The following is a 14,677-nucleotide window of genomic DNA, read 5'->3' on the forward strand; positions in this document are numbered from 1 at the left end:
TAATATCGTACAGATCCTGCCCTTGCTTCATTAAATTTAGATCAAAATCAGGCTTGATATCAAAAAATTCAAGTACCTGATCGAGCATCTGCCTGTGCTGCGCCGTGACGCAAACCTTTACCTCAAATTCCGAGTGCTTTTGAAATTCCTTTATCAACAGAGCTATCTTAATGGCCTCCGGGCGCGTCCCAAATACTATCAAAATTTTTATTTTCGTCATAAACTCCCCTAAATATTAGTTTTTGCCCAAAGTCTATATAGTACATATTAAAATTATTCTTTTTTCCTTTTATACACGTCTATTAGTTTACCGCGCTCTACCAGCTCATATTTATCGCGAACATCATCAAAAAGATTTAGTAATATTTTTAATTGTATAATCCGTCGCATAACATCGTTTGGTAGCCATTGATTATTATAAACATCGAAAAAACGTCTCTCTTTTAGCTCTTTATAATATACATTAAAAATGTCAGTATCAACATATAAGATATCGGCTTTGGAATTTATGAGATCTAAAACTTCATTGTATTCATCATCTGTGACTATAAAGGATTTTAATTCAAAATACTTTAACCCACTATATTTTTTACTAAAGAATTGTAACATATTGTCATATTTGGATATCATATATAACTCATTTGAATTTTTAGAGTACTTGTTTATAAGTCTTAAAGCATCATCAAAGCGCTCAAATGAATAGGTAGTAATAATACCACCTGCTCTTTCATGATTCCATTTATAATTTCTATGTGTGGCAAAAATATTTTCATATAGTGTCATTTGGGATATATATTCATAGCAGTATTTGGCATAAGCAAATATGAGTATAGGCGCTATTATGATATATAAAATATTTCTAATTCTTTTAACTATGAAATGAAACAATATCAGCATGGGTAGTGCAATAATAGCAAAATTTATATTATCAAAATTTCCTTTCCATACAAAAAAAACACATAAAAATTCAGTATATAAAAGTAAAAATATATAACTTAAAAGATAATTCGATCTTTTTAGCTCCACATAAAACCATATAAGCCCGAGCCAAAGCAGAGATATAGCAAATAATAATAGCATGTAAATTGACATACTGATAGGGAGAGAATAAAAGCCATCTAAAAAGTATTTCGTAGATGGATTATCCATGAGTGGATATTTTATACAAGCAATTATACTAAATAATATAAAAATTATAAAGATCCAAAGTTCTTTTAGATTAACCCTTCTGCGCTCGATAAATTCTAATACATATTTTATTATAAAAGTACCAACTATAGATAAAAATAGGAATAGTCCAAAATCCTTTACTAAAAGTATAGATAAAATCCCCGATGTAAAAACTATAGCTATGTAACACGTTCTTGATTCTTTAAATTTCATAGACCAAAAAAGCATTAATGCTATTAAAAGATCAAAGAAATGCCTAATATAGACATGTGTTGGAGCAAAATGATAAGAATGAAACCCTATGCTAAAAAAATATATGCTAAAGAGAATTATAAAAATAAATCTAATAAAATAATTTTTAGTAAATAAAATTATAAATGCTATAGAAATAATATAATATGTTAAATTAATTATATTCTTTGCCTTGTCAAAATTCTCTACGTTTATACCTCCCAAGCTCTGCATAATAAATTTTACCGTGTAGGCACTCAAAAATCCATACTGAGAAAAAATCTCAGATTTATTTCGGCCTAGGTCCAGCTCATTTACGGCATTCAACATAAAGGGGGCTTCATGCCAAAAATAACGATTTATAAGTTGTGTCTGCTGTTCATAAAGATTATCTGCGATAAAATTAACTTTTTCCTGCAGTTTGTCCAGAGAGTCTGCCCAAAATAAAGGATACGCATCCCAAGCACCAGTATCTTGGTCTTTTACTCTATCGTTATAATTCATCAAAGTATTAACTATAGCATTGGCGGAACTATTACTGCTAGGATTTATTAAGGCGTCAAACATAGTTATATTATAGTCTCTATTATATAGAGTAGCAAATTGCGAATTATGAGCATCGCCATGAATTACACTATATTTACAACCGCTAGATATAGATTTACATTTTGAAACTATATCGTTATAAGAATTATACTGATACATAGATGATTTTAGAGGTTCAAAAATTAAATTCTGTTTTATATATTCACTATTTTTAACAAATTTGTCACACACTAGTGTCTCTTCGTCTATATTTTTAAATTCATTAATTAATTTAAAATCTGTAAAAATTCCATATGCAAAAAATATAGCTTGTGCTACAACTAATAATACAACAAATGAATTGATTAAATATTTTATAACATTATTCATCACTTCCTCCAGATTTATATCTTATGAACCAAAGCAGAATAGTAAATACTGTCGATGTAATAAATATATAAAATAAATAAAAAAATAAAACATTATTGCTTTTTGCTAAAAACGATAAACCATAGTCGTTATAAGCATACTTATGGCTACTAAATTTCTCTGCCGGAAAGAGAAATAAATAAATTAGAGCATTTATTAAAATATAATAGACGAATATCTTTATTAAAGTAATTCTCTTCACTATTTGACCCTTTCATATATATTTATCGAATTTAGTCTCCCTGATCTATCGATCGGCATAACTCCTATTTGAGGAAAGATGGCAAAAACATACTTTATCGGCCCCTCAATAACAATAACATCGCCAATACTTATACTTTGCGATACATCATCCAAATCATCGCTGCTATATATATTTGCACCATCTCGTTTTACATTCTCTAAAATTATTCCATTCGCATCAAGCCAAGTTTTTAATTTTTTATAATTTTCACCGATCAAAGCACTATTTTGTATTATTACTTCCATTTTGATAGCTCCATTTTGATACTTTGGAGCGTATTCTAAATAACTAGGCACTACAAAAGATCTAATAAATTTATATTTGCCTTCTTTAACCCACTCATTCATAGTTTTATGAAATTCTTCTTGCATAAAATGATCTTTTTGTAAAAATCTCTTGTGAACCTCAAATGCTAAAGCAGAATATTGATACAATACCACGTTATCGCTCGGATTATTTATAAAATCTTTGTATTCTTTATTTGCCAGCTTTGTAGGCACTACATCAAACCACTGCGTCATCAATTTATATGGTGGAATTTTATTGTTTAATAGATACATTATAGGAAAGTTAAAAAAGTAAAAATCTTTATCAGACTTGGATTTTTTACCGACATATTCATGAAAAAAATCTAAAATTTCAGAAATTTTCTTATCCATTTTTATACCCTTTAATTGTGGATAAGAAGCCTCACTATCTGCCCGAAATATACTTGGTTGATAATTCTCTAACCAATTATATGGATTTAATAGCTTACTATAAAATATTAAAGTCATTATAAAAAGCATCCAGAATAAAAATATCGCCCTTACAAAATTTCTTAAATTTTGATTTAATATATATGCAAAGGCAAAGCTCAGGCAAAGCAATATAGTATTCATGTCTAGCGCATACGAAGTTAAGGTACCACTATATACTATGGCCGTAATGGCTAGCGTCATAAATTTATATTCTTTAGATTTATAAATTTTAGCATTTTTAATAATAAATACCATGGTAATTATAAACAGTATTATAGATATAGAAAAGCCGATATAGATATGCTTGCTAGTAAAATGAATTATAAAATATCCAAGCACTATAAAAATTGCACCCACCATTGCGAATCTTATAGGACTAGCAACATCATGCATTATTTTCATCATAATTTTATCATATATACAACAAATACAATCAAAGTATCTTTTTAATACTAGTATAAAAATAAATATAGTAAATGCCACAATTAAATTCTTAAATAATAATAGCTCAAAAATAAACCTCGTCGCTATCGTCCATAGACTTCCTTTTGAATCATTATCTGTTATTGATGAAGGATCAAAAGGCATTATGAAATTTATGGATGCAAAGAATATAGCAGTAAAGAGCAGTAAAAATCCTATTCTTTTAAAATAATCTTTTACGCTACTGGATACAAAAGCATAAGATACAAAAAGACTAGCGAAAAGAACTAATCCCACATTTTGCTTTATGAAAAAAAGCAGGACTAAAAATAAAATTCCAAGTATTTGATATATGGTACCTTTTTTAGAATTCTCATTCTTTATGGATTTTACTAGAAATAATAAAGTAGAAAATTCTATAATGAAAACGTAGGTATGATAGTCTTTGGCAATATACGTCTCCATACCAAACCATAAAAAGCTAGCGAATGTAGCTCCCAAAATACTACTTACTTTAGAAAAAAACTCTCTCAAAACCAAATATAATAAGATTACCTGTATCATTGCAGCCACTACACCGATGCAGGCAAAAGCAAAGAAATTTATTCCAAATATTTTTTGATAGAAGGCGTTTATATATACAAATAACGGAGTCCATGCTAGATAAAAATCTTTATTGATCACTTCTCCTCTATTTACTAAATAAGCATAGGTTTCCCACCAGCCTTCTTGGAGTGAGAAGTAATGGTTAAAGATGAGGAGATGTAGGATTAAAACCGCTATAAAAGATAAAGCTATTATAAATTTTTCTAGACGTATATCATTCATAGTTAATTTGCTCGTCTTTCATAAATATTTATCGTATTAAAAAATGTAGATTCAATAGGTGCCACTCCCAATTGCGGAAATATCCTACTTAAATCAGCTACGCTTCCGTCCATTTGCAATATATCACCATTTTGCATCAAATCTTGCTTATTCTCATCTAAATGTTTAGAATTTTGATCATCAGCTTTCACTTCTTCATGCTTAACATATGTAAGTGTTATACCGTTCTCTTTAAGCCAGTTCGTAAACTCATCGCGACTCATACCAAAAAAATTATCATTCTGAAGTATAATTAATAAATTCTTAAGTATATGATTTTTCTCTTCTTCCAAAGAGGCGTCGTCATACGGCACTATAATAGATCCTATAAATTTATATTTTCCTTCTTTTACCCATTTGTTCATTATTTCATAAAAATCAGCCTGTTTAAAAAAACTTTTACCTTGAAAACGTTTATGTGCCAAAGAAAAGTAAGTTTGGTATTGATACATTACAATGTTTCGCGTAGGTGACTTTATAAATTCATTATACTCTTCTTCTATGGCTTTAGATGATGATACATCAAACCAATGTGTTACTAGCCTATATGGTGGAATTTTATCATTTAATAGATACATTATAGGCAAATTAAAAAAGTAGAAATCATCTTTGGATTTTGATTTTTGATTAACATAAATCATAAAATAATTATAAATATTTGCAGTCCTTTCATCCATATAGATGCCTTTAAGTTGCGGATAAGTACTTTGAGTTCTAGCATTAAATACATTAGTTTGATAGTTATAATTCCATTGATATGGTGTATATAAAGTAGATTCAAAGTTATAATATATAGAAATTAATAAGGCGCACACTAATATATTTTTAATATGTTTAATTCTTGTATAATTTATTATAAAAGCACATAAAAAGGCTATGCAAATCATGTTTGAATTAGCCGTAAACAAATCTGCAAAGGTCCCTGCATACGAAATAGCCGTCATCGATAAAGCTATAAATATGTATTTTTGTGAATTGTAGAATCGATTATTTTTTATAAAAAAAGCATACATAAGAAAGGGAATTAAACCTATTGCGGCTGATATAAAACGATACATTGAAATTCCGAAGTTATTAATAATATAAATAAAGCCATAAATTGGAAATATATAAATTAAAATAAGAATAAATATGCGAAATTCTTTGGTAGTAACAGATATAATTTTTAATAAAAATTTTTTATAAAAATCCTTTATATAGTCTCTAAGGTAAAAAAGGATTAGAATGATACAAAAGACATAAAATCCATTTAATAAAGTCTCAAAATTTACATTATTTGTCCAAAACCTCGTCGCTATCGTCCATAGACTTCCTTTTGAATCATTATCTGTTATTGATGAAGGATCAAAAGGCATTATGAAATTTATGGATGCAAAGAATATAGCAGTAAAGAGCAGTAAAAATCCTATTCTTTTAAAATAATCTTTTACGCTACTGGATACAAAAGCATAAGATACAAAAAGACTAGCGAAAAGAACTAATCCCACATTTTGCTTTATGAAAAAAAGCAGGACTAAAAATAAAATTCCAAGTATTTGATATATGGTACCTTTTTTAGAATTCTCATTCTTTATGGATTTTACTAGAAATAATAAAGTAGAAAATTCTATAATGAAAACGTAGGTATGATAGTCTTTGGCAATATACGTCTCCATACCAAACCATAAAAAGCTAGCGAATGTAGCTCCCAAAATACTACTTACTTTAGAAAAAAACTCTCTCAAAACCAAATATAATAAGATTACCTGTATCATTGCAGCCACTACACCGATGCAGGCAAAAGCAAAGAAATTTATTCCAAATATTTTTTGATAGAAGGCGTTTATATATACAAATAACGGAGTCCATGCTAGATAAAAATCTTTATTGATCACTTCTCCTCTATTTACTAAATAAGCATAGGTTTCCCACCAGCCTTCTTGGAGTGAGAAGTAATGGTTAAATATCAGTAAATGTAATGCAAGCGTTATACAAAAGCAAAAAGCAACCATTAAATTTTCTAAAATTTTAGTGTTAAACATATCTACCTCAAATCATTTAAAATTATTTTCGCGCTCTCGTCGAAAATTTTACCTCTCAAATGCGCTTTGCAAAATTCCACGATGAGGCCGTGAAATAGCGCATACACGCCGTTTTCGTTCTCCAGCTTCTCTGCTTTTGCCGCCGCATCGCAGGGAGAGTTGGCGGAATTTACAAACTCATAGATCCGCTCAAATTCCAGCTCGCCGAGCCATGCGCTAAGCTCGTCGTAGCTTTCAAACTCATAACCTAAAGCCCCAAGTAGCCGCGCCGAGTAGCTGTCCGCAACCATCACCGCGCGCTCGCACGCATAGCACAAGATCGCATCGCAGCTCTCTGCGCCGATCCCTTTGCGCGCTAGCAGCCACTCGCGGCTAACGCCCGATTTAAAGCTCTCAAAATCCCCAAAATCCGCGATTATCGCTTTGCAAAGCAAGCTCAAGCGTCTCGCTTTTTGATTATAAAATCCGCTCACTTTAATGATCTCCGCAAGCTCTGCTTCATCTAGCCCGGCAATCCCCTCTAAGCTCAAAAGCCCCTTGCTACGCAGATTTTGTAGTGCCGCATCGGCATTGCGCCACGCCGTATTTTGGATCAAAATCGCCCCCACGACCACCTCAAAGCCTCCAAACCCTGGCCACCAGCGAAAATCCTTGATTTTCACGGCGCGAAAAAGCGCGATAAAAAGCTCGGTCGCGCTCATCTGCCGTCTCCAAGGACGCTGGGGGCATCAAATTTCGGCTCTATAATCCGTACCTCGCCGCATCTTGCGACAAGCGATGCATACGCCGAAATAATTTTTAAATTTCGCTTAAAGAGTGCCGTACAACGCATAAAAATTTGAAATTTATGCGTTGCAAAAACAGACGCAAATGGGGTTTGTTCTTGCAAGACACCTGCGATGAGAAGGAATCTCGACGCATCGCTAGGCTTAAATTTAACGATCGTCGCGCACGTAGCGGCAACTTTAAATTTTAGTGCAGCCGCTGCCCTGCCTCGCTCCAGAAGCCGCTTTACGCCGCAACTAAGCTCGCTTACGACATTTTGAAATCCTCGCGCCGTATTCATCTGTCGCCGCCTTTTAAATTTGCAAAAAATTCCTCGCCAAAGCTCAAGAAAAACTGCTTTGCCGCGCGGCCGCTGCGACTTGCACGAAGCATCGCAAACTCTCTCGCCTTTGCGTGCAGCGCTTCTAAATTTGCAGTAAAGCTCAAGCGAAATTCCGCCGCACTCATACCTTGCGCAGCCGCAAAATAGGCATCTACGATCCCCAAATACTCCCGCATGCTCCCACCGTAAAAGCTTAGCTGCAGCCCGAAGCGCTCGCTCAGGCTAATACGCTCGTTCGCCGCGTCGCTTAGGTGCAACTCGCCGCAGCTTATCTGCGCGGCGTCGTTATCGCTTGTGCATTCGCCTACGATATGGCGGCGGTTGGACGTCGCATACATCAGCACATTGCGCGGCGCGCACTCTAAGGATCCTTCTAGTAGCGGCTTAAGGTGCTTGTAGCCGCTCTCGCCGAGATCAAAGCTCAAATCATCGCAAAAGATGATAAATTTAAAGCTCGCTTCGCGGATCGCGTCGATTATATCCACGAGATAGCCCAGATCGTCCCTGCCGATCTCGATGATCTTAAGGCCTTGCGAGATAAATTTAGAAAAAACCGCCTTTGCAAGGCTTGATTTGCCGCAGCCACTCTCGCCCCACAAAAGCGCGTGGTTAGCGCTGCAGCCGCGCAGGAAGGCGTCAGTGTTTTTTATAAGAGCCGATTTTTGGCTCTCTAGCCCCACGAGCGCGTCAAGATCGGTAAAATCGATGTCACGGACGATCTTTAGCGCCTTTTTATTCGCGCGAAAGACGGCGACCTGTACCGTGCGCCAATCAATCGCGTTAAAATCGCTGAAATAAATTTGCTCGCCGGCGCCGCTCTGCACGCTTCTTAGGACGGCTTGCGGCGCTAAATTTAAACCGCTCGCCGCGTTTAAATTTAACTCTCCGCTTCTACTTTTGCTCGCGCTTTTTTTGATATTTTCATCGCAAGTTCGCATTTTTTAGCTCCCTTCGCAGATAGATTAAAATTTCGTTTATCACGTCGTCATCGTCACGCGTCTGTGCCTTTAATCGCACCTTATCGCCGTTTGCAAGGGTGATCAAGATATTTTCGTCCATGCTCGAAATCACGCGCAAGCCAAGCTTCGTAGCCAAAACCTTAATCATCATCACGTCGATGAATTGCTTAGTGTAAATGTCCGCGCGCCCGAAGCGATCCTCGATCTCGCCAAAAATTTCAAGCACTTCGCTCGCCTCTGCGCACTTGCTAAGCCGCCTGTAAAGATCCAGGCGCAGGCGATCCTCTCTGATAAATTCCGAGTTCAAAAAGGCGTTTACCGAAATTTTAAGCTCTACGCTCGCAGCGGCGCTCTTTCTGCTTAGCAGCTTGCCGATCTCCTCTTCGAGCATCTTTAGATAAAGCGAGTAGCCGATCGCTTCGATATGCCCGCTCTGCGCCTCTCCGAGCAGGTTTCCGCCGCCGCGAATCTCCAGATCGTGATACGCCAGCACCGAGCCGCTGCCCAAAAATGAGTTGCTCTCAAGCGCTACGAGCCGTTTTAGCGCGTCCTGCGCAAGGGCAGTTTTATCCTCGATCAAAAAGTAGCAAAAGCCCTGTTTGTTGCTACGCCCGACGCGACCGCGCAGCTGGTGCAGATCGGCGATACCGAATTTACCCGCGTTTTCGACGATGATCGTATTCACGCGCGGCATGTGGATGCCGCTTTCTACGATGCTAGTGCAAAGTAGCAGATCGTATCCGCCCGCTACAAATTTTAAAATTTCATCCTCCGTCGTCTTGGCGTCGATCTTGGAGTGCAAAATTAGAATTTTAAGGTTCGGCAAAATTTCAAGCAGCTTCTTTTTGGCGCTTTGCATCGTCGCGATGTGGTTGTGGACGTAAAAGATCTGCCCGCCGCGTCGCAGCTCGCGCGAGATCGCCTCTTTTATGATCTTTTCGTCCCACTGCTTGACGAAGGTGCGCACGTCCAGGCGGTCCTGCGGCGGACTAAGCAGCGTGGAGTAGCTTTTAATAGAGCTTAGCGCCATATTTAGGCTGCGCGGTATCGGTGTGGCGGACATACTAAGCAGGTGCGAAGCGGCACTTTTCTCTTTGAGCCGCTCCTTTTGCTTAACGCCGAATTTATGCTCCTCATCGATGATTATGAGCCCTAAATTTGCGGGGTTTAAATTTAAAAGCGAGTGCGTGCCGACCACGACGATCGCCTCGCCGCTTTGCAGGCGCTTTAAAATTTCACTCTTTTGCCTCGCGCTGCTGAAGCGATCAAGCTTGAAAACAGGAATTTCAAACTCCCTAAAGCGCTCGCTAAGCGTGGCGTAATGCTGCGAGCTAAGTAGCGTCGTAGGCACGAAGAACAGCACCGAATGGCCGCTGCGGATGCAGGCAAAGATCGCATTCATCGCAACCTCGGTCTTTCCAAAGCCCACGTCTCCGCTAAGCAGACGATCCATCACCTTGCCGCTTTGCAGATCCTCTAAAATCGCGCCCACCGCCTTTTGCTGATCGCTCGTGTAGCTAAAGCCGCTTGCGCTTAAAAATTTCGCATAATCCGCGCTTTCGTTTTTAATGACGAGCCCTCGCACCAGCTCGCGCTTTGCCGCCAGCGCGATGATCTTTGAAGCGATCGCGAAGAGCTTTTCGCGCACTCGCTCCTTAATTTTTGAAAAGCTCGCCCTGCCCAGATGATCCAAGCTCACCGCGCCGCCGCTTGCGACGTAGCGATCGATCTTATTTAGATACTCTACCGGCAGCAGCAGCTTGTCGCCGCCCTCGTAGAGCAGGGATACGAACTCCTTGCTGCGCCCCATCACCTCGATGAGCTCAAGCCCGTTAAATTTAGCGATACCGTGATCTTCGTGCACGACAAAATCACCCACGTTCAGCTCATCCAGAGCCAGGCTTGATCTTCTTACGCGCTTTTTAGGCGCCGCTTTATTTAACGAAAGGATGATACGCTCGGCGCTTATTAAATTTACGACGAAATCCTCGCGTAAAATTTCGATATTGCTAAATCCGCCAAGATCAAACGGCGCGAGCAGCGCGTCGTTTCGCGCGATCAGCGTGATAGCATCGCTGCGGTGAAATTCAAAAAATTCCTGCGACGGCGTCACGGTGAGGTCTTTAAATTTACGCGCCGCGGGCAGCACCTCGATCGCGTCTAAAAAATCCAAATTGCGCTCGGAAAAAATTTCATCCTTTTTGATCTCGCGCAACAAGATGCAATCAAACGCCTCCGTGTAATCGACGAAACCCTCGATAAACCAAAACCCGAGCGAGCCCAGATCGCGCGCTAACGCGTCGCTGTCCGCGCGCGATATCTTTTCGCTCACGCTCTCAAACTCGTCCTCGCTTAAATTTGCCAAAAACGGCGCTATCTCTGCTTGAGAAAGCTCATCTTTTTCGCTTTTTTGCGTAGCGACGTCAAAGCGCCTGATGCTCTCGACCGTCTCGCCGTCGAGCAGAATTCTAACCGCGCTTTCGCTCCCTACCGAAAAAATATCGATGATTTCGCCACGGAAGCTCACCTCGCCCATGCTTTCAACGATGTCGCGCACGTCGTATCCCAGGCGTAAAATTTCCTCTTTCAACTCGCTTAAGTTTAACTCACCCCCCAATTTTATATTTAGCGGGCGCAGATGGCTTGCTGCGGGGAGTTTGTTTAGGATCGTGCGGACGGGCGAGATTAAAATTTTTTTGCCGCTTACTTTGTAAAACGCGCTAAGAGCGGTGCTGATGCCCGCTAGCTCGCCCATATAGCTGCGCAGATCCTCGCCGAAGCTAGCTCTAAAATCGGGCAGGCAAAAGGCCGCGTAGCCCATAAATTTAAGCACCTGCTCGCACGCCGCGGCTTCCTTTTCATCCTCGCAGATCAAAATCTCTTTTTGGTTTTGCAAAAAGTATTCGTAAACCTCGGCTTGCATTATTTAAACCTTTCGATCTGGTGCTGCACGACGTTTGCGATCTCCTGCCACGATACGTTAGGCTCCAAGGTTGAGATATTTTTAAAATTCTGCGCGTTCCAGCTCATAAAATTTGCAGGATCGACGCTTTGAGCCAAAAACCTAACTTCGTAATGCAAGTGCGGACCGGTGCTGTAGCCGGTGTTGCCGCTATAGCCGATGAGATCGCCTTTTTTAACCCAAGAGCCAGGCGTTACGACTGCGGAGCTAAGGTGGCCGTAGCGGGTTTCAAAGCCATAATTGTGCGATAAAATCACTAAAATTCCATATCCGCTACCGCTGCCGCCTGCAAACTGCACGAAGCCCTCTGCCGTCGCAAACACCGGAGTGCCCTCGCTTGCTCGCAAGTCGATGCCGTGGTGCATCCTCATAACGCCACTGATCGGATGAGTGCGCATCCCAAAAGGGCTAGTTACGCCGCGATACTGCATCGGAAGTCCATTAGGCACAGCGCTAAGAATCGCGCTCGCCGTTTTTTCGCTAGCTGCGATGTGCGTGCCGGAGCCCTTTTTACGCTCCTTTTTCATCTCATTCATCGCAAGCATTACCTGGATATCACTATCCAGCCCGCCTCCGTCGTCCTCGCGTCCGTCCAGCTTGGCAAGCACCTCCTCGTTTTTGCCCTCAAGCGCGATATTTTGCTCTTTTAGCGCGAGATTTTCGGCGTATAGGGTTTTGTTTAGCTCCTTTAAATTTGAGCGGTCGCTCGCGAGTTTAAAGATCGCAAAAAACAAAACGAGCAGAAAAATTACGAAAAACGCGGATAAAATTTTAAGTTGAAATCTAAAATTTTCGCCAAAATACAGCGTCTTGGTGCCAAAATGATCGCTTAGAGTGAGTTTAGTTTTAGCCACGGCGCGCCTCAAGCCATAAAATGAAATTTTCTACCAAATGAAACGAGCCGAAAACCAAATACTCCTCGTCCGCTCTAAGCTCGCCGCGAAACGGCGAATGCGGAATTTTAAGCGCGTCAAGCGCACGGGTTATCGCCTCTGCTGCCATTTCGCGATCCGCAACCTCGTAGTTAAAGATCTCCACGCGCTTCACCACGGGTGCTAAAGCTTGCAGCACCGCAGCCACGTCCTTATCGGCAAAAGCGTTGTAAATTAACACGATCTTTCTGCCCCCGTAGATTTCGGTAATTTCGCGGGCTACTTGCTGTGCCGCAAGCTCGTTGTGCCCGACGTCCACGCGTAAATTTGGCGCCAAAACTTCCATCCTGCCGCGTAAATTTAGAGGCGGCAGCTGTGAAATTTCAAATTTCAAATTTAAAAATTTCATCGCGGCAAGCGCTAGAGCTAAATTTGAAATTTGAAATTTAGGCAGATTATTGCACGCACAAAACTCTGCGATCTGCGCTCGCTGCGACGCGTCTAAAAAATCGCTAGCAAAACCTAGCCGAGTGCCCTTTTGCTCTGCGATCTGCTGCGCGATACGAAGCGGAACCTCGCTCATCTCATCGCTTAAAATCGCTTCCTTATCCATCGTAATGAGCTTGGTGTGGGCGATCTGCTCTAGATTTTGTCCTAGCATGCCCAAATGATCGGTGCCGATCGGTGTAAAAAGCGACAGCATGCGCCCAAAGCTCGATGTAGCGTCAAACTCGCCGCCCATCCCGGCCTCGATCACGCAGTAATCGCAATCCCTAAAAAGCACTGCCGCCGCAAGAGTGAGATACTCGAAATACGACAGGCTATCTTTAAACTCCGCGGGCAAGCTCTCTTGCAAAAACTCATGCGCGAAATCAAGCTCCTCATCCGTAGCATCGCGCCCTAGCGAAATGGGAGGCGAGCTTTGAGCGGATTTAAAATTTGATCTTAGCGGAGATTTAAAATTTTGCTCCGGCGAGAAATTGAAATTTTGCTCAGACGGCAATTTAAGATCTTGCGAATTCCATAAATTTTGTGTAGAAGCAGAATTTTGCGTATCGATCGAATTTCGCGCGATAAAATTCTGCTCGCTACAAAAATTTTGCGTGGTATAAACGGAGTTCTGCAGGGCGGAATTCTGCTTGCTATGTGAATTCTGAGTGACGGAATTTTGCAAATTAGAAATAGAAATTTGAGAGGCGGAATTTTCTATGTTCGCAAAATTTTGCATCTTTGCGGAATTTTGTTTTTCTGTAAAATTTGACGCCGAAGCGGAATTTTGCTCGTTTTTAAAATTTGAAGCGTCGGAATTCAACGCAGAAACGGGACCTTGCGCGATCCGTCCGCCTAGATAGATGCGCTCGTTGAGCTTAAAAACGTGCGGGCTAGTGTAGTGCCCGACGCTAAAGCCCGCTGCGGCGATCGCGTTAGCCAAAAACCGCCCGGTGCTGCCCTTGCCGTTGGTGCCGATGATCTGAATGACATTTCTGAGCGGAATTTTATCTTTAATGGCGGCATACGCCCGCGGGAAGCGCTCATAGTCGATTTTTTTGTAATAAATCGGGCGATTTTGCAAAAATTCTTTAATGCTGCGCCCGCTCAAGTCTGAATCCCCTAATCGCAAGCGCCGAAATAAACTCGTCAAACGCCTGCGCGGAGGCATTTTCGATCGCCTTGTAGCGGTCCTTATCGCTAATGATCGAGCTCGTATCGTAGCTATTTTTGACTAGGCGGCTAACTTTAAAATCGTAATCGCCCACGCAATCCTTGCTGAAAACCTCTCCGTTTTTAAGCTTGGTGCTAAAATTTACGATGAGATTTGCGCGGTAGCTAGTGACGTAGCCGAACTGATCGTATGAAAGCTCGCTAAAGCTTAGGCTTTTTATGCTCGCTACTACAATCGTCTGCGCCGAGTTTTTATCCGAAAGGCTCATCCCTAGGCGCTGGACTATACCCTGTCTGATCGCATCTTTGATAGCGACGGTGTTTTGCGGATCAGTTTTGCTCATCATCACGTCTACAAATACGCTTCCACTCATCGTCTCTTTCGCGATCCTCGAAACGGGCTTGTAGCCGCAGCCGATTAAAAAAATCAAACAAAAAACGGTTAAAACTCTTCTCATCTTCGC

Annotated in this window: 11 protein-coding genes; all 11 read right to left on the minus strand. The window is 40.3% G+C overall.

Features of this window, described 5'->3' with window-relative positions:
• The coding region (locus Q0257_RS09910; RefSeq protein ID WP_298024512.1) for a UDP-N-acetylglucosamine 2-epimerase at positions 1–220 on the minus strand (220 nt) is incomplete at its 3' end.
• A gap of 53 nt (positions 221–273) precedes the next feature.
• The gene (locus Q0257_RS09915) at positions 274–2,316 is read right to left on the minus strand and encodes a hypothetical protein (RefSeq protein WP_298024514.1); all 2,043 of its coding nucleotides are present in this window, start codon (positions 2,314–2,316) and stop codon (positions 274–276) included.
• A gap of 240 nt (positions 2,317–2,556) precedes the next feature.
• On the minus strand, positions 2,557–4,590 hold the full coding sequence (locus Q0257_RS09920; protein WP_298024515.1) for a glycosyltransferase family 39 protein: 2,034 nt from the start codon (positions 4,588–4,590) through the stop codon (positions 2,557–2,559).
• 2 nt (positions 4,591–4,592) lie between these two features.
• Entirely contained in the window at positions 4,593–6,650 is a 2,058-nt protein-coding gene (locus Q0257_RS09925; RefSeq protein WP_298024517.1) for a glycosyltransferase family 39 protein, read from the minus strand.
• A gap of 2 nt (positions 6,651–6,652) precedes the next feature.
• Positions 6,653–7,351, minus strand: a complete 699-nt coding sequence (locus tag Q0257_RS09930) for a 3-methyladenine DNA glycosylase (protein ID WP_298024518.1) — start codon at positions 7,349–7,351, stop codon at positions 6,653–6,655.
• Positions 7,348–7,716 (minus strand): hypothetical protein, encoded by a 369-nt coding sequence (locus tag Q0257_RS09935; RefSeq protein WP_298024520.1) that lies wholly within the window; start codon positions 7,714–7,716, stop codon positions 7,348–7,350. Before Q0257_RS09935 ends, Q0257_RS09930 begins: the two co-directional genes overlap by 4 nt.
• On the minus strand, positions 7,713–8,696 hold the full coding sequence (locus tag Q0257_RS09940) for an ATP-binding protein (protein ID WP_298024521.1): 984 nt from the start codon (positions 8,694–8,696) through the stop codon (positions 7,713–7,715). Before Q0257_RS09940 ends, Q0257_RS09935 begins: the two co-directional genes overlap by 4 nt.
• Positions 8,680–11,640: a DEAD/DEAH box helicase gene (locus tag Q0257_RS09945; RefSeq protein ID WP_298024523.1), complete on the minus strand. Its 2,961-nt coding sequence runs from the start codon at positions 11,638–11,640 to the stop codon at positions 8,680–8,682. Before Q0257_RS09945 ends, Q0257_RS09940 begins: the two co-directional genes overlap by 17 nt.
• A complete protein-coding gene (locus Q0257_RS09950) occupies positions 11,640–12,533 on the minus strand; it encodes a M23 family metallopeptidase (RefSeq protein WP_297901870.1) in 894 nt (297 codons plus the stop codon). The genes Q0257_RS09945 and Q0257_RS09950 overlap by 1 nt, the downstream gene beginning before the upstream one ends.
• On the minus strand, positions 12,526–14,151 hold the full coding sequence (locus Q0257_RS09955; protein WP_298024524.1) for a bifunctional folylpolyglutamate synthase/dihydrofolate synthase: 1,626 nt from the start codon (positions 14,149–14,151) through the stop codon (positions 12,526–12,528). The genes Q0257_RS09950 and Q0257_RS09955 overlap by 8 nt, the downstream gene beginning before the upstream one ends.
• Positions 14,132–14,671, minus strand: coding sequence for an LPS assembly lipoprotein LptE (gene lptE / locus Q0257_RS09960; protein WP_177389347.1), 540 nt, complete (start codon positions 14,669–14,671; stop codon positions 14,132–14,134). The genes Q0257_RS09955 and lptE overlap by 20 nt, the downstream gene beginning before the upstream one ends.
• Positions 14,672–14,677 lie beyond the last annotated feature (6 nt).

The organism is uncultured Campylobacter sp. (genome assembly GCF_938018035.1).
GTDB lineage: Bacteria > Campylobacterota > Campylobacteria > Campylobacterales > Campylobacteraceae > Campylobacter_B.

Excerpts from the sequence above, each read along its gene's own strand:
- Q0257_RS09915 (WP_298024514.1), bottom strand. The coding sequence starts at position 2,316 with ATGAATAATGTTATAAAATATTTAATCAATTCATTTGTTGTATTATTA.
- Q0257_RS09920 (WP_298024515.1), bottom strand. The coding sequence starts at position 4,590 with ATGAATGATATACGTCTAGAAAAATTTATAATAGCTTTATCTTTTATA.
- Q0257_RS09925 (WP_298024517.1), bottom strand. The coding sequence starts at position 6,650 with ATGTTTAACACTAAAATTTTAGAAAATTTAATGGTTGCTTTTTGCTTT.
- Q0257_RS09930 (WP_298024518.1), bottom strand. The coding sequence starts at position 7,351 with ATGAGCGCGACCGAGCTTTTTATCGCGCTTTTTCGCGCCGTGAAAATC.
- Q0257_RS09935 (WP_298024520.1), bottom strand. The coding sequence starts at position 7,716 with ATGAATACGGCGCGAGGATTTCAAAATGTCGTAAGCGAGCTTAGTTGC.
- Q0257_RS09940 (WP_298024521.1), bottom strand. The coding sequence starts at position 8,696 with ATGCGAACTTGCGATGAAAATATCAAAAAAAGCGCGAGCAAAAGTAGA.
- Q0257_RS09945 (WP_298024523.1), bottom strand. The coding sequence starts at position 11,640 with ATGCAAGCCGAGGTTTACGAATACTTTTTGCAAAACCAAAAAGAGATT.
- lptE (WP_177389347.1), bottom strand. The coding sequence starts at position 14,671 with ATGAGAAGAGTTTTAACCGTTTTTTGTTTGATTTTTTTAATCGGCTGC.